Genomic DNA, 15710 nt, shown 5'->3' with positions numbered 1-15710 from the left:
TATACGACATCGGCAGCGAAAGCGGTGCTGACTGCCCCGGAATGCATGGAGCAGCCGCTATCGGTCGGCAGGAAGGATCAGGTCGTGATCAACCTGTTTTCGAACGCCACGGTGCATTGATTCACCGAGACGGCCGCGTCCCGTTCGTCGATTGCGCGTCCCGTGTAATCCGATAGCTGGCCGGCTTATTTAGTCGTCGCATCGGCTGGGCTCTTGTTTTAGCCTCTCCCGAAAATGTCGTTCCAGGCGAAAGCCCAATGGACCGGCGCAAAGGGAGAAAACGTGAGCAACAACAAGAAGGGGCGATGGTTTGCCATCGCCGCGATCCTTGCCGCATCGCTGTTCGCCGTAGCGCCAGGGCAGGCGCAGCAATATCCTGAGCGCAACATCACGATGGTCGTGCCATTTCCGCCCGGCGGAACGACCGACATCGTCGCGCGCATCCTCACCGAACAGCTCAGCACCGAACTCGGCAAGCAGGTGGTGATCGAGAACCGCGGCGGCGCCAGCACGTCGATCGGTGCGCAGGTCGTGGCCGGTGCCGACAAGGATGGTTACACGCTGCTGTTCGCCAGCGCGACGACCTTCACGACCAACCCGCATTTGCTGGCCTCCATCAAATACAAGCTGGAGGATTTCGCGCCGGTCGCGATGGTGGTGAAGGTGCCGTTTGCCTTCGTCGTGAAGAAGGACTTTCCGGCCGCCGACGTCGCGGCGTTTCGTGCCTATGCGCTGGCCAATCCGAGCAAGGTCAATAATGCCACCAACGGACCGGGCAGCACCGTGCACCTCATGGGTGAGATCGTGGCCCGCGGACTCGGCGTGAAGCTGCAGCATTTACACTATCGCGGTGCTGCGCCGGCGATGAACGACATGCTTGCGGGCATCGTCGACAGCAATGTGGAAGCGTTGACCAATACGGTGCCGAACCACAAGGCGGGCATGTACCGCGCGCTGGCCGTGCTGTCCGAGGAGCGTCTTCCACAATTGCCCGATGTGCCGACTTTCAAGGAGCTCGGATTCCCCTCGATCGTCGGCGCGACATGGTTCGCAGTCTTCGCGCCCGCGGGTACGCCGCAGCCAGTTCTGGACAGGCTCAGCGCTGCCATCACCCGCATCGTCAGGACGCCGGAATTTGCAAAGAAGATGGAGCCGATCGGCAATCAACCATGGCCGATGACGCCGGCGGAACTCGAGACCCATGTGAAGAGCGAGCGCGACCGCCTGGGCAAACTCATTCGCGAAGCCAACATCACGGTCGACTGACCGCATGAACAAGATCAAGGGAGAACATCAATGAATGCAGCCGTCAGCTCACCCGCCGTGAAAGTCGTCCGTTCGGTGCAGGATCAGGTCAGTCCCGAGGAGTGGCAGTCGCGCGTCAATCTCGCGGCCTGCTACCGTCTCACGGCGATGTACGGCATGACCGAGATGATCGCCAACCATATCTCCTGCCGCGTGCCGGGAACGGAAGATCAGTTCCTGATCAATCCCTATGGGATGCTCTATGAGGAGATCGATGCGTCGAGCCTCGTGAAAATCGACCTCGACGGCAACACGCTGTTCAACGCGTCCGACTACGCCGTGAATGCCGCGGGCTTTGTGATCCACAGTGCCATCCACATGGCGCGTCACGATGTCGATTGCGTCGCGCATACCCATACGGTGGCCGGTATGGCTGTGTCGGCTATGGAATGCGGATTGCTGCCGGTGGCGCAGACCTGCATGCGCTTCCTTCATGTCGCCTATCATGATTTCGAGGGTATCGCCGACAATCCCGAGGAGCGCGAACGGCTGATTGCGCATCTCGGAAATCACGAAGCGATGGTGCTGCGTAATCATGGCCTGCTGGTGGTCGGCAAGACCATCGCCGCGGCTTTCAACGTGCTGTTCCGGATGGAGCGGGCCTGTCAGGTTCAGGTTGCAGCGCTGTCGTGCAACACCAAGCTCATCACGCCGCCGCAAAAGGTCCTGCAGGATACCTATGACCGCATGAAGCCGCGCGATAATGTTCCGGGCCTCAGTGGCGAACTGGCCTGGCCGGCGCTGCTCCGTAAGCTCGACCGGGTCGATCCGTCCTATCGCAACTGAGCTTGCGCTAGAGTCTGATCCATCTTCGATGGATCAGACTCTAGCTATTTTCTCTATGAGAGCATGATCTTGTCCGAAAACCGGTGTCCACTTTTCGGGATCATGCTCTAGCAGGCTCTGCGGCTGCCGGGCCCGCAGGCGTGGCATCCACCTGATGAACAGAAGGGATGCGCGGCATCAAGAATGCGGCGCATCATAGGTTCGGCAGTCAGATGCGCGACTGCAGGTCCGCCTACGGCTTGAAGAAGGACACCGGCGTCATCAACTGGTTTTCCTGGCTGATGAGATAGGCGGCCTCGGCGCTGACCTTCAGGTAGTCGGCCCAGGCCGGGTCCTTCTGCAGCGCCTGGCGCTTGGCCTCGCGATCGGCTGGGCTGTCATAGACCCAGATGTGCATGTAGCTGTTGACGTTGCCGGTCTCGGTTTGCATGTAGGCCAGCGGCTTGCCCAGATGGCGGCTCTGGATCTCGTAACCGTGCTCGGCATACAGCGCCAAGTGTTTCTTGATCGTGCCGGGGCGGCAGGTGTAGGTGCGAACGTCAAGCAGCATGGGGTTTCCTCGAGCGGTGGCGGATCAATAGGGTCATTCGGCGGTGGCGCCGGACTGCGCGACAAGCACGGCCCAGCGCGCCACCTCGTCGTTCACGTATTTCTGGAATGTCGCCCGATCGTCGCCGACGGGGTCGGCGCCGAGCCCTTTGAGCCGCTCCTGGACAGCGGGGTCAGCCACGCTCTGAACAATGGTCTGCGCAAGCTTCTCGACGATAGCGGGGGGCGTGCCGGCCGGTGCGAACAGGCCGAACCACGAGCGCGCGTTCATGCCGGGGAACGGCGTTTCTGAGAAAGCGGGCACGTCGGGCAAGGCGGCGTGACGCGTGCTGCCCGTCACCGCCAGCGCCTTGAGCTTGCCACTCTGCACCAGAGAGAGAACTTCGGGCAGGTTGGCGAACATGATCTGCACTTGGCCGCCGATCATATCGTTGAGCGCCTGCGCGCCGCCCTTGTAAGCGACGTGCGTGATCTTCGCACCAGCCAGTGTACTGAACTGCTCGCCGGACAGATGGGACGCGGTGCCCACGCCGCCCGATGCATAGTTGACGCTCGCGGCATTGGCCTTGGCGTAAGCGGCGAGTTCGCTCACCGAATTGACTGGCACCGACGGGTGCACCACCAGCAGCAGGGGCACCGACGCCAGGTTTGACAAGGCCGCGAAATCGCGCGTGAGGCTGTAGCTGAGCTTCTGGTAGAGCGATGCATTGATCGCGTGGCTCGATGTGGCCATCAGCAGCGTATAGCCGTCGGGCTCCGAGCGCGCCGCCGCGGCACCGCCGATATTGCCGTTGGCGCCGGCCTTGTTTTCCACCACGATCGACTGGCCGAGCCGTACCGACATGGCTTGCGCCACGGTGCGCGCGATCACGTCGGTGGCACCACCGGCGGCGAACGGCACGATCACGCGCAGGGGACGTTCTGGATAATCGGCCATCGCGCTGACTGAGGTGAGGGCCAATGCTGCGGCCACGACGAGGCTCCGCAACGGGATGATTGCTTTGTGCATTTTGTTTCCTCTGCCTCTTGTTTTTATGTCCTGCCGACGGCGCGCATCCGCAGATGCGGGGCGGTCGTGGCGGTGGGCGTCATGCCATGCCGACCTGCGCATACAAACGCGCAGGTGGCGATGGCAGCGCCCGGTCAGGCGTCCATGCGGGACACTCTATGCAGCCGCGCGGCGACGGCGCTAGGACGGATCAGACGTTGTGTTGGACTTTTTCGCGTGTCAGTCCAGTGGACGGCAATGCTTCCTCCGGAAGTCGCCCGGCGTGAGGCCGGTCTGCTTCTTGAAGAAGCGCGCGAAGTAGGCCGGATCCTCGATATTGAGGCGGAACGCGATCTCGGCGATGCCCGTTTCGGTGTTGCTGAGCCAGCGCTTGGCTTCGAGGACCACGCGCTCCTGCACCACCTGGCTGGCCGTGCGCGCCACAGTGCGCTTGACCGCATCGTTGAGCTGGCGCTCGCTCACGCCAAGCGCCTCGGCGTACTGGCCGATGGTACCGAAGCGCAGGTAGTGCGTTTCCACCAGCATCGCGAAACGGCGCGCGAGCGCCTGGTGTGGACCAACGCCACCGGCGGGCTCGTTGTCGGGGCACACACGGCGCAGGCGCGTGAGCAGGATCAGCAGGCTGGCCCGCACCACATCGGGAAATCCCGGCTGGCGATCGCGTGCCTCACGCTCCATCTCGCAGAGCAGTGGCAGCATGCCGTCATGCTGGGCCTGCGTGAGATAGAGCGCGCTGTTGCCGCGCGCAGGGTGGAAGAACGGAAGTTTCGCGACATCTTCGGCGCGCGGAAACATCCGCGCGAAGAAGTCGGTGCTGAAGTTCAGCACGTAGCCGTGAGGCTTGACCGATGACGTCCAGGCATGGACCTGGCCCGGCGAAAGAAAGAACACTGAGTGGTCGCGCACGTCGAAATGCGCGAAGTCGAGTGTGTGCGTGCCGCTCGCCCGGGTCATCCAGAGCAGATGGTAGTAGTTGTGCCGGTGCAGGAAACCGCGCGGGATGTCGTCGCGGTCCTCCAGTCGTACGAGGTCGAAGTAGAACGAGCCTTCGCCCGCGAAATCCGAGGTTTCAAAGGTCGGAAACTCGCCGGAGCGGGCGGAGAGGAGAGCTTCGGGCAAGTGAAGGTGTCCTTGCGGTTTCGGGGCACGGTTATCAGCGTCATCCTATCGCAAAAAGCCGGAGAGTACCGCGTGTTGGCGAATGCGACACCGGACGGTCTCTCCGAGGAGTTCGGCAGCTCTATAAGAATTCTGGGTGCCGCTCCATCACACCCGGGAAGTTGCGTCGGGGGATGCTCCTGCAGGCGTTTTATGGCGTTCGCTCGGAAGGGGACCTGATGGAACGGACGCAGACGGCGGGTCGTCGCAACTGAGCTTGCGCTGGATCAATTGCAGAACGGATTTCGGGCGATGGCGGTTGCCGAGCTGGCCGCCGTCGCCTACATCAGGGCGCATGACGCAGACCTCCGAAATCGGCTTCACCAGCTTCCAGCCCTCCCTGAATGAAGAAAATATCGCGCGTCTGGTGCAGACCTTTTACGGCCGTGCCCGCGAGGATGATTTGCTGGGGCCGATCTTCAACAGCGCCGTGACCGACTGGGATCATCACATCGCGCAGATCAGCGATTTCTGGTCGTCGATGATGCTGAAGACCGGCCGCTACAATGGCCGGCCTATGCGTCCACATCTCGTGCTGCCGCTGAAGGGCGAACATTTCGATCGCTGGCTTTTGCTGTTCGAACAGACCGCGCGCGAGATATTTCCGGCTGAGGTCACCGAGGCCTTCATGATCCGCGCGCGCCGCATCGCTGACAGTTTCGAGATGGGCGTTGCCTCTGTGCGCGGCGAAATCGCTGCGCCGCGACATAGCGTTTAAGCGGTAGGCACGTGATGCATAGCCGGTCTTGCGAGAGCCCGTGGTTGCGCTAGGCTGCAGCTCCAACAAACCGGGAGTCGGTCCATGAAACGTCTGTCTGTCCTCGTTCTCTTGAGCCTGTTCAGTGCTGCGCCCGCAATGGCGCAATCCTGCAACGCCGTCAGCGGCGACGGCAAGCCGCTCGCGGGCGCTGCCAAGAAGAGCTTCATGAAGAAGTGCTGCGAGGACAACGCCAAGAGCGCCGAGGGCAAGCCACTGGCCGGCGCCGCCAAGACCTCATCGGTCAACAAGTGCATGAAGGGCTGAGGCTGCTGCCTCACGCATCCAGACGCGCAAAAGCCCCGCTCGCGCGGGGCTTTTCGATTCCGGGCTGAAGCGACGTCAACTCGAAGTCTTCGTCTCAGCTCTTCGCTTCGAGCTTGTCCTGAGTCTTCGTGTCGAAGTCGCCGGCGTCATGGCGTTCGCGCAACTGGCCGGCCGGGTCGCCCGAGGTGCGATTGACCATGCGACCGCGCTTCACGGCAGGTCGTGCCGCGATGGTCCTGGTCCAGCGCTGCAGGTTCTTGTAGCTCTGCACATCGAGGAAAGTGCCGGCATCGCCATAGATCGCATTCTCTGCGAGGCCGCCATACCAGGGGAACACCGCCATATCGGCGATCGTATAATCCTTGCCGGCCAGATACTCGTTATCGGCGAGGCGACGGTCCAGCACGTCGAGCTGACGTTTCGTCTCCATGGCATAACGATCGATGGCGTATTCGATCTTGGTCGGTGCATAGGCATAGAAATGGCCGAAGCCGCCGCCGAGGAAGGGGGCGCTGCCCATCTGCCAGAACAGCCAGGACAGGCACTCGGCGCGTTCCGGGCCGCCCTTTGGAAGGAAGGCGCCGAATTTCTCGGCGAGATGCACCAGGATCGCGCCGGATTCGAACACGCGAAACGGCTTGTCGCCGCTGCGGTCGATCAGAGCTGGAATCTTGGAATTAGGATTCACATCGACGAAACCCGAACCGAACTGGTTGCCGTCGATCCGGATCAGCCAGGCATCGTATTCCGCGCCTGTATGGCCGGCAGCGAGCAGTTCCTCGAACATGATCGTGACCTTCTGGCCGTTCGGCGTCGCCAGCGAATAGAGCTGGAACGGATGTTTGCCGACCGGGAGCTCCTTCTCATGGGTGGGGCCGGCGATGGGCCGGTTGGTCGAGGCAAATTTGCCGCCGTTTTCCTTGTCCCAGGTCCAGACTTTGGGAGGCGTGTAGGGGGCGTCGGTCATGTCGGGCTGGCTCCGGAAAAGGGGCAGGGTTGATGGTTGCCGAGGACAGGTAGGGATGAATGCAATTGCATGCAAGATGGCGAGGCGTCCTATGCCGGAAGCCGCCTTGTGCCGGGCGAAGACATGCGATGTAACGACTCCGCACCGCCGTCGCTGCCGATGGCGGGATTCTCCTGCTTGCGAAGATTCCCCTCCCGATGAGCGACACCCCAGCGCAGACCGTCGGCGCACCGCCCGCCAAACGATCTTTCGCGGCGCTGCATCACCCGGGCTTTCGCGCCCAGTTCATCACCTATGTGCTGGCCATGATGGCCGACAATATCGAGCATGTGATCAGCTACTGGGTGGTGTTTCAGAAATTCCAGTCGCCCGCGCTCGGTGGGTTTGCCATCGTCTCGCACTGGCTGCCGTTCCTGCTGTTCTCGGTCACCTCTGGCGCGCTGGCGGAGCGGTTCGACCCGCGGCGCGTGATCCAGTGCGGCATGGCGCTGTTTATTCTCGCGTCGCTGGGCTGGGGCTATTTCTTTGTCACCGATACCCTGCAGATGTGGCAGGCGATGGTGCTGCTGGTGATCCATGGCTGTGCCGGCGTGCTGTGGCAGACGCCGAACCAGATGCTGCTCTACGACGTCGTCGGTTCCGCCGACCTGCCGAGTGCGGTGCGTTTGAACGCGATGGCGCGCTATCTCGGTGTCATGGTTGGCCCAGCGGTCGGCGGTGTGATCCTGCTCGCGTTGGGTCCGGCCTATGGCATCATGCTCAACACCATCTTCTATCTGCCGCTGGTGCTGTGGCTGATCAAGGCGCCCTATGGTCCGCGCTTTCGCACCGGCGCGTCCGCGCCTCAGCGCGCCGTGCGGGGCTTTGCGGACATCGTCCAGACCATGCGCGACGTTCGCCACCGTCCGGTGATCGTCTCCATGATCGCGCTGGCCGGCGCGGCCTCGTTCTTCGTCGGCAATGCCTATAGTTCGCAGATGCCGGGCTTCGCCAGTGATCTCGGCCATGGCGATCCCGGCATGTCCTACAGCATGCTGTTGGCGGCTGACGCAGCCGGCGGATTGCTTGCCGGCCTGGCGCTGGAGGGCAGGCAATTGCTGGCGCCGAGGCCGCGTACGGCGATCATTCTGGCGCTGCTCTGGTGTGGTGCGCTGGCGATCTTCGCGCTGACCGGTCACTACGCCATCGCGCTGGTGTTCCTGTTTGCAGCGGGATTTCTCGAATTGTCGTTCAACGCGATGGCGCAAAGCCTCGTGCAGCTCGATGCACCCCTGGACAAGCGCGGCCGCATCATCGGTCTGTTCAATATGGCGAGCCTGGGCTTGCGCGCCTTCAGCGGCATCTCGGTCGGCGTCGTCGGCAGCATGATCGGGATCCATTGGTCGCTGGCGCTGTCGGCGCTGGCGACCATGATTGTTGCTGGAGGCCTGCTGGCGCTGCCCTAGCGAGGAAAAACCTCGGTGTCCTACCAGTCGACCAGCCGGTCGTCGCCGCCGAACGCCGCCGGCATGGCAGCGTAACGTGGCAGGCCGTCGCGGACCGGAGCAATCGCCTCGCTGCAATTGATATGCAGGCTCGGCTTGAACGCGTCCCCGAGCAGATAGCCGTTGATGCTGCACATGCCGATCCCGTCGAGTTCGATAATCAGCCGCGTGGCACATTTTGCGCAACTGAGGCGCGGGGTCGTCTTCAGCGCGAACGACGTCGTGTCGCCTTGTACGACTTCAACGCCGTCAGCCGGATAGACGGCCTCGGCCACATAAGCCGCGCCGTGGACGGTCTGGCAGTCGGCGCAGTGGCACCAGAAATGGGCGATGGGGTCGGCTGAAATCCTGAGCTTCACGGCGTTGCAGGGGCAGGCGAGTTCCATGGGCGCACCTCATCTGATGCGCAAAACTACCAGCCGACCGCAATCGCCGACAACTGCCGCGGCTTGCGACAAATCGCTCGCCGCGACTGGCAGTCGCTATTTGCCGCTTTGCAGCGCAGCCGTTTGCTTGGCGAGCTGCTTGTCGAAATCCTGTTCGAGCGTTGCAGCGTAAGCGGCAAGCTCGCCCGGTTTCACGAAGGGGTTCGGCGCGCCGTCCTTCATCGCCGCGCGCTTGGCCTGCATGCCATAGACTTCCGGATGCGGCCCGAGCAGCACGTCGATTTTCATGGACTTGGCCTTGGCATAGGTCGACCGATAATCGTCGACGATGCCGGCATGGGTTGGATTGCCGACCAGCCGGTTCAGCGCCACGGTGCCGCTGCAGAAGAACAGGACCTCACGGTTCTCGCTGCCGTCCTTCACGGTCATTTCCCAGCTTGTGCAGCCCGGCGAATGGCCGGGCGTTGCATGCGCCGTCAGCGTGGTGCCGCCGAGCGTGACCTTATCGCCCTCGGTGACGGTGCGATCCACCTTGACCGGCGGGAAACCGATATCGGTGTTCTTTTCATCGCCCGGATAGGTGCCGCTCTCGAGCAACGGCTTGTCCCGTAGGCCTGCAATCAGTTGCGCGCCGGTGTCCTTCTTGATCTCCGCAAAACCGCCAGTGTGATCGAAATGGGCATGGCTGTTGAGGATGATCTTGATATCGGCTTCCTTGAAACCGAGCTTTGCGATGTGCTCCTTGATCATCCCGGTCGATTGCGGGACGCCGGTGTCCATCAGGATCAGGCCGTCGGATGTCTTGATGAGATAGACCGCGATGCCGTCGGTGCCGACGTAATAGATGTTGTCGATCAGCTGAAACGGCTCGAAGGGGGCGGTCCACTTGACCATGACCTGCGCCAGAAAATCCTTCACCGTCTGTGCCTGCGCGCTACCTGCAAATAGCGCCAGAGCGCAGACGGCGCCTGCGAGCGTCTTCATGATGGCCTCCCGGTTCGATTTTTATTGGTTCTTTTAAACGCCGGGATTGAAGCGCGATTTGGGCAGGTCCCTCAAGCGCCATTCCTGCATGCCGGCATCGCGCATAACAGGCACGGCCGGGCGGCGAATGTTGCGAGCGCGTTGAACCATCCCGGCCGTTTTGGGTTAGACTTCACCCATGAAACAACTGATCTGCCCCAACTGCCAGACGCGCGTCTTCTTCGAGCAGAGCGATTGCGTGCAGTGCGGCGAGGCGCTGATCTTCGACACCGCGCGGTCCAATGTCGTCAGCGCCGCGTCGGTCATGTCTTGCGCCAATCGCAATCTGATCGCCTGCAACTGGGCCACGGATGACAGCGATCCGTTCTGTCCGTCCTGCCGGCTTACGCGCACGATTCCCAATCTGGTGTCGGATCGCAATGTCGCGCTCTGGAAGCGGGTCGAACAGGCCAAGCGGCGTCTGACCTACGACCTGATGCGGCTCAGACTGCCCCTTGCCGTGTCGAGCGGCGCGCATATCGCGTTCGACATTCTCTCGGACGAGACCGCCGGACATCCGATCATGACCGGGCATTTGTCGGGGCTGATCACGATGAACCTCTCGGAAGCTGACGATGCCGAGCGCGAGGCGCGGCGCGCGGCGTTTCGCGAACCGTATCGAACGCTGCTCGGGCATTTCCGCCACGAGGTCGGGCATTTTTACTGGGAAGCGCTGGTCGATCAGTCGCAGCTCATCAGTCCGTTCCGTCTGATCTTCGGCGATGAAACCCGCGACTACGGTGAAGCACTCGCTGCCTATCACAATCGCGCCGATCGCTCCTGGAATAGCGATGCCTTCATTAGCGAATATGCGACATCGCATCCGTGGGAAGACTGGGCCGAGACCTTTGCGCATTTCCTGCACATCGTCTCGACGCTGGACACCGCGTCTTCGCTGCCGCTGTCACTGGACGAGCGCTCGCGTCATACGCTGGACGATCCCTATCTCGAGCGTGACTTCGAAGCGCTGCTGTCGCTGTGGGATGCTGTGTCCTACAGCATGAACGAACTCAATCGTTCGATGGGCATGAGTGACGCCTATCCGTTTCATCTCACACAGGCGGTGAGGGGAAAGCTGCATTTCGTGCATCTGGCGATTTTGAAAGCCAGAAGCGAAAGCTGAGAGGCCTTATGCGGTCATTCCGGGGTGGGGCGAAACGCGAAGCGGTTCGGCGCGAACCTCAGCCACTCCAATTGGAGTGGCGGGGAATCTTGATGTGTTCATCACTCTTCAGCGCGGCGGAAGGAGGGACTCTCATCTTGAGATTCCGGGTCCGCGACCGCCAAGTGGCGCTCGCGTCCCGGAATGACGAGGTTGGCGCTTACTGCTCCATCTTGATGCCGGCGTCCGTGATCACCTTCTTCCAGCGCGCGATTTCGTCGGTGACGAAGGCGCGGAATTCATCCGGGGTGGTGCCCATGGGGACGATGCCCTGATCGTCGAGCTTCTTCTTCAGGTCGGGATCGGTGAGCGCCTTCTTTGCCTCCGCGGCTACGCGATCCACGATCTCCTTCGGCGTGCCAGCGGGCGCGATGATGCCGGACCAGGTGCCGGAGACGAAATCAGGCACGCCGGCTTCCGCCATGGTCGGCACGTCGCCGGCCGCCGGTACGCGCTCCTTGGCGGCGACGGCGAGCGCCTTGGCATTGCCGGACTTCACCTGCGACATCAGCGGGCCGATGACGTCGAACATCACATTGATCTGGCCGCCGACCGTATCCTGCAGCGCGCCGGACGTGCCCTTGTAGGGAATGTGCTGCAGATTGATGCCTTCGCGGCTCTTCAGCATTTCCATGGTCAGATGTGCGGCCGACCCAATGCCTGACGAGGCGAAGTTCAGTGAGCCGGGCTTCGCCTTGGCGAGCGCGATGAACTCCTTCATGTCCTTGGCGGGCAGGGACGGCGTCGCGATGAGGATCAATGGCGCGACCGAGGTCAGCGACACATAGGTGAAGTCCTTCATCGCATCATAGGGCAGCTTCGGATTGAGCGTCGGGTTCACCGAATGCGCCGCGATCACGGTGCCGAAGGTGTAGCCGTCGGGGGCTGCCTTGGCGACGGCGTCGGTGCCGATGGCGGCATTCGCGCCCGGCTTGTTCTCGATGACGATCGGCTGGCCCAGCGCCGCCGACATCTTTTCGGAAACGAGGCGCGCCATCAGATCGGTATAGCCGCCCGGCGTATAGGGCACGACCATGCGGATCGGCCGGTTCGGCCAGCTCTGCGCTTGTGCCATTCCGGCGCTGCCGGCGCAGGCGGCCATCACGGCGATCACGCTCGCGGCGCGGACGAAGCTCTTCATCATTTCATTTCCTCGACTGCCGGCGCGCTCCAAGGCGGCGGGAGCGCCGTAGCGCCTGCCTCGGATCGCAGACCGTTCTTCTTGTTGTCTGCCCGTTCTGCGCCGTGACGGATGTCGCGGAATGCAGAGTCCCGTAGGCAGGCTACCGCATCGCACGGTAACGGGGAAAGTAGACGAAAGGCCGCTAACGTCTGCTGCCGCAGCGTGGAATTTGTCGATGTGAGACGCGGACGCATGTGACCTCCCGTGACGACCTTGTTGATTGCTGTGATGCAGGTGAGGGGATGGGCGTACGCCATCGATGCCCGCGCCTGTGCGCGTGCGTGGCAGTCCCGGTGGTCTCCCTCAAGAGTGAGGGAGATGAAGCGCCGAAAGGCGCGACTTGGGTACAGTGCCGCAGCGTGCTGTCCGGATCGCCGAACCGCAGAGGCCGCGGAAACGCCTTTCGACGCTCCATCGTGGCGATTTCTGTCCCCGGGACCGTTCTTCCGGGCAAAGGCGCAGACCTCCGCAGTCCGCTTATCCCGACGGTTTCCCGCCGTTCACCAATGCCACGTCCAGCCAGCATGAGTGGCAGACCCCCGTAGTGGGGCCGGACGGTGACCCAAGGCCTCCCGAGTGCGTGAGGAAACGTCTCCCTCCCGCCCGCAGGCGCCACATCCCGCCCCGCGCTAACAAGCGTCCCTGGCAACGCCCCTCAAAGTGGGACGGGATACAAGGGAATATAATCTGTATTGGAGTGGCGTCAAGGATTATTTTCATTCGTAGTGAGTGCGATGGCGACGCGTAGGCGGTGCAGGGAAGAGACTAGCGGTCTGCGCCACACACACTCGCGTCGAGCTTGGTCACCCCGAGTTCGGCGACTAGTTTCGCGAATGCGTACGACGGGCGGAGCGAAGCGGCACCATCGCTATCGCGTGACGCGCCGTGATGAGTTTCGCGGAGGGCCCAACCCATCCAATGCTTACTCAGATCAATCCGCGGACGTCACCAGACTAACGCGCATATCCTTGGCAACGTAGACACATGCGTCATCGGCAAGCACGCGGCCATTCGCAATTCCGAGAGTCAATTTGCCGCGTCTCACCTGGCGCATGTCCACCTCATAGCGCACGCATCTGATGTCCGGCGTGACATGTCCGCTGAACGTTATCTCGCCAACGCCGATGGCTCGCCCTTTGCCTGGCGAGCCCGACCAGCCAAGCCAATAGCCGATCATCTGCCACATGGCGTCTAGACCGAGGGATGCTGGCATCACCGGGTCGCCGAGGGCATGGCACGTGAAGAACCAAAGGCTCGGGGCGACGTCCAGCTGGCCGACGATATGGCCCTTGCCGAATTCGCCGCCATTTAGAGTGATCTCTGTGATCCGATCCATCATCAGCATCGGCGGTGCGGGCAACTGTGCATTGCCCGGACCGAAATAGCCGCCCTCGCTCGACCTGAGCAGATCATCCTTTGTGTAGGATGTTTGCGGTGTGTGAAACGCATGCGGCGGGCTGGGCAAGACGACAAGACCTCATGGTGGACGCTCGGCAGTTGGCCGGTAGGCAACCTCGCTGAAGTTGTATGGTGTTGTGTATGCATGCTTTGGTCAAGGTGCGAGATGCCGCGCACCTGTTCGGGTATGGGCGACCGGAGCCGTAGTTCAGAGTAGCCTGGATGGGGCGGAGCGCATTCCGGAACGTTGCCCGCATATTGCAAAGCTCCCGGATTTCGCAACGGCTCTATCCGGGCCACACCGGGTCAGCTTCTCCTATGTAGCTTACCCGTCCTCATGAAGATGTGATGACCGATATCGGGCGACTCGTCGCGACGTGATCGGTTGCGAGCTTTGTTGTTCGCGGCATCAGACCGGATGGTCACAGTTGATCGCTAAAATGGCGCGCGACGTCGACGCGTCGGCGCACTCCGACTCCGGTGCGTGCGCATCCTCAAGCCAATGAGCCCGCGATGCCGATCCAATTCCGCAAGACCTCAATCAGATCTCGCAAGCGAACACTGGGACTGGCCGCCTTCGGCCTGATCGTGGACGCGATCGTCAGCCATCCCCGCGTCGACGTGCCGGCGATGGTGAATGTCGCGATGATGTCGCGCTTTGCCATAGCGCCTGTCATGGCGTCGCTCGGCGGTCTCTCATGGACGACCAGCACAGGTTCGAGCGACACCGTTGCGCCGACGCCGGTGATGAGCGCGGATCATGTGACACGGATGTGCGCGCGGGCGCATGGCAGCGCGAGTTGATCGACAACCGGATCTCTTGAACAACAAAGGCCCGGATGAAGCAGGCGCTTCATCCGGGCCTTGTTGGATCAGACGGTGTGTGGACTCAGGCGACGCGCTTGATGGCGTCGCTCAGGATCGAAACGATCTCGTCGATCTGGTTCTTCTCGACGATGAGGGGCGGCGACATCGCGAAGGCGTCGCCGCTCTGGCGCAGATAGAGGCCGCGGTTGAAGCAGTCGACCATGACGTCATAGCCGCGCGCAGCCGGTGCATCCTTGCGGGGCGCCAGTTCGACGGCGCCCATCAGGCCGCAATTGCGGATGTCGATGACATTGGGCAGGTCGCGGAGCGCGTGCAGGCTATCGCGCCAGTAGTCGGACAGCGAGGCACCGCGCGTCAGCAGTCCCTCGCTCTTGTAGATGTCCAGCGTCGCGATGCCCGCGGCGCAGGCGACGGGATGCGCCGAATAGGTGTAGCCGTGGAACAGCTCGATCTGGCTTTCCGGACCGGTCATCAGCCCATCATAGATCTTGCGGCTGGCGAACACGGCGCCGCAGGGCACGGTGCCGTTGGTGATGCCTTTCGCGGTGGTCATCAGGTCCGGCGTCACGCCGAAATAATTTGCGGCGAACGGCGTGCCGAGACGGCCGAAACCGGTGATGACTTCGTCGAAGATCAACAGGATGCCGTGCTTGGTGCAGAGCTCGCGCAGACGCTGCAGGTAGCCCTTCGGCGGCGGCAGCACGCCAGTCGAACCGGGCACCGGCTCGACGATGACGGCGGCAATGGTGTCGGCGCCATGCAGCGCGACCAGACGCTCGACGTCGTCGGCAAGTTCGGCGCCGTGCTCCGGGAGGTCCTTGGAGAATGCGTTGCGTGCGAGATCGTGGGTGTGGCGGATGTGATCGGTGCCGGGCAGTTGGGCTGACGAGAAGGCGCGGCGGTTATTGACCATGCCGCCGACGGAGGTGCCGCCGAAGCCGACGCCGTGATAGCCGCGTTCCCTGCCGATCAGGCGCGTGCGCGAGGCCTGGCCGTTGGCGCGATGATAGGCCAGCGCGATCTTCAGCGCGGTATCGCCCGACTCCGAACCGGAATTGGTGAAGAAGATGCGGTCGAGGCCGGCGGGTGCGATCTCGGCCAGACGATTGGCGAATTCGAAGGCGAGCGGATGGCCCATCTGGAACGCGGGGGCGAAGTCGAGGGTGGTAAGCTGCTTCTCAACGGCGCTGGCGATCTCGCGGCGGCCGTGGCCGGCATTGGTGCACCAGAGGCCAGCCGATCCGTCGATCACCTTGCGGCCGTCTTCGGTGGTGTAATACATGCCCTGCGCGGATGCGAACATGCGCGGTGCCGCCTTGAACTGGCGGTTGGCCGTGAACGGCATCCAGAACGACTCGAGTTGTAGCGTGTTCGGAATCTGATGAACGGTCACGGCGCGGCTCCCTTGGCTGATTCAGCATCTGGATCATGTTCGCCCGAATGCAACA

At 62.4% G+C, this 15710-nt stretch carries 16 protein-coding genes; 7 read left to right on the top strand and 9 right to left on the bottom strand.

Going from position 1 to position 15710, the window contains the following annotated elements:
- Positions 1-282: 282 nt before the first annotated feature.
- Together AB8B02_RS12065 and AB8B02_RS12060 are read left to right on the top strand one after the other, a co-directional pair.
- Positions 283-1266 (top strand): Bug family tripartite tricarboxylate transporter substrate binding protein, encoded by a 984-nt coding sequence (locus tag AB8B02_RS12065; RefSeq protein WP_439064020.1) that lies wholly within the window; start codon positions 283-285, stop codon positions 1264-1266.
- Between the two features lie 30 nt (positions 1267-1296).
- A complete protein-coding gene (locus AB8B02_RS12060; RefSeq protein WP_068736808.1) occupies positions 1297-2091 on the top strand; it encodes a class II aldolase/adducin family protein in 795 nt (264 codons plus the stop codon).
- A 232-nt stretch (positions 2092-2323) separates the two neighbouring features.
- Here the strand turns inward: AB8B02_RS12060 and AB8B02_RS12055 are convergent, their stop codons facing one another.
- The 3 genes from AB8B02_RS12055 to AB8B02_RS12045 form a co-directional block, all read right to left on the bottom strand.
- The gene (locus AB8B02_RS12055) at positions 2324-2641 is read right to left on the bottom strand and encodes an NIPSNAP family protein (RefSeq protein ID WP_439064019.1); all 318 of its coding nucleotides are present in this window, start codon (positions 2639-2641) and stop codon (positions 2324-2326) included.
- 33 nt (positions 2642-2674) lie between these two features.
- A complete protein-coding gene (locus tag AB8B02_RS12050; RefSeq protein ID WP_089264010.1) occupies positions 2675-3649 on the bottom strand; it encodes a Bug family tripartite tricarboxylate transporter substrate binding protein in 975 nt (324 codons plus the stop codon).
- Between the two features lie 219 nt (positions 3650-3868).
- The gene (locus AB8B02_RS12045; protein WP_089264011.1) at positions 3869-4768 is read right to left on the bottom strand and encodes a helix-turn-helix domain-containing protein; all 900 of its coding nucleotides are present in this window, start codon (positions 4766-4768) and stop codon (positions 3869-3871) included.
- A 334-nt stretch (positions 4769-5102) separates the two neighbouring features.
- On the opposite strand from AB8B02_RS12045, the gene AB8B02_RS12040 reads away from it, so the two are divergent.
- Positions 5103-5525: a group III truncated hemoglobin gene (locus AB8B02_RS12040; RefSeq protein WP_439064018.1), complete on the top strand. Its 423-nt coding sequence runs from the start codon at positions 5103-5105 to the stop codon at positions 5523-5525.
- Between the two features lie 84 nt (positions 5526-5609).
- Entirely contained in the window at positions 5610-5831 is a 222-nt protein-coding gene (locus AB8B02_RS12035; RefSeq protein WP_093758344.1) for a hypothetical protein, read from the top strand.
- Between the two features lie 94 nt (positions 5832-5925).
- On the opposite strand, the gene yghU is transcribed toward AB8B02_RS12035, so the two are convergent.
- Entirely contained in the window at positions 5926-6798 is an 873-nt protein-coding gene (gene yghU, locus AB8B02_RS12030; protein ID WP_439064017.1) for a glutathione-dependent disulfide-bond oxidoreductase, read from the bottom strand.
- Positions 6799-6995: 197 nt separating this feature from the next.
- On the opposite strand from yghU, the gene AB8B02_RS12025 reads away from it, so the two are divergent.
- On the top strand, positions 6996-8243 hold the full coding sequence (locus tag AB8B02_RS12025; protein WP_439064016.1) for an MFS transporter: 1248 nt from the start codon (positions 6996-6998) through the stop codon (positions 8241-8243).
- A 20-nt stretch (positions 8244-8263) separates the two neighbouring features.
- Here AB8B02_RS12025 and AB8B02_RS12020 read toward each other — a convergent pair whose 3' ends face one another.
- Both AB8B02_RS12020 and blaBJP read right to left on the bottom strand, forming a co-directional pair.
- A complete protein-coding gene (locus AB8B02_RS12020; protein ID WP_439064015.1) occupies positions 8264-8668 on the bottom strand; it encodes a GFA family protein in 405 nt (134 codons plus the stop codon).
- Positions 8669-8764: 96 nt separating this feature from the next.
- Positions 8765-9652, bottom strand: coding sequence for a BJP family subclass B3 metallo-beta-lactamase (gene blaBJP, locus AB8B02_RS12015; protein ID WP_439064014.1), 888 nt, complete (start codon positions 9650-9652; stop codon positions 8765-8767).
- Between the two features lie 178 nt (positions 9653-9830).
- Between blaBJP and AB8B02_RS12010 the strand changes: the two genes are divergently transcribed.
- Entirely contained in the window at positions 9831-10814 is a 984-nt protein-coding gene (locus tag AB8B02_RS12010) for a zinc-binding metallopeptidase family protein (protein ID WP_439064013.1), read from the top strand.
- Between the two features lie 199 nt (positions 10815-11013).
- Here the strand turns inward: AB8B02_RS12010 and AB8B02_RS12005 are convergent, their stop codons facing one another.
- Both AB8B02_RS12005 and fabA read right to left on the bottom strand, forming a co-directional pair.
- On the bottom strand, positions 11014-11994 hold the full coding sequence (locus AB8B02_RS12005; protein ID WP_439064012.1) for a Bug family tripartite tricarboxylate transporter substrate binding protein: 981 nt from the start codon (positions 11992-11994) through the stop codon (positions 11014-11016).
- 973 nt (positions 11995-12967) lie between these two features.
- On the bottom strand, positions 12968-13501 hold the full coding sequence (gene fabA, locus AB8B02_RS12000) for a bifunctional 3-hydroxydecanoyl-ACP dehydratase/trans-2-decenoyl-ACP isomerase (RefSeq protein ID WP_439064011.1): 534 nt from the start codon (positions 13499-13501) through the stop codon (positions 12968-12970).
- A gap of 446 nt (positions 13502-13947) precedes the next feature.
- Between fabA and AB8B02_RS11995 the strand changes: the two genes are divergently transcribed.
- Complete coding sequence (locus tag AB8B02_RS11995) at positions 13948-14238, top strand: hypothetical protein (protein WP_093758352.1); 291 nt, start codon at positions 13948-13950, stop codon at positions 14236-14238.
- An 85-nt stretch (positions 14239-14323) separates the two neighbouring features.
- Here AB8B02_RS11995 and AB8B02_RS11990 read toward each other — a convergent pair whose 3' ends face one another.
- Complete coding sequence (locus AB8B02_RS11990; protein WP_244528215.1) at positions 14324-15655, bottom strand: aspartate aminotransferase family protein; 1332 nt, start codon at positions 15653-15655, stop codon at positions 14324-14326.
- Between the last annotated feature and the right edge of the window lie 55 nt (positions 15656-15710).

It is taken from the genome of Tardiphaga sp. 862_B3_N4_1, from assembly GCF_051811085.1.
Classification (GTDB): Bacteria; Pseudomonadota; Alphaproteobacteria; order Rhizobiales; family Xanthobacteraceae; genus Tardiphaga; species Tardiphaga robiniae.
The sequence above is the reverse complement of the archived record's forward strand: the minus strand, read 5'-3'. Positions and strand labels throughout refer to the sequence as shown.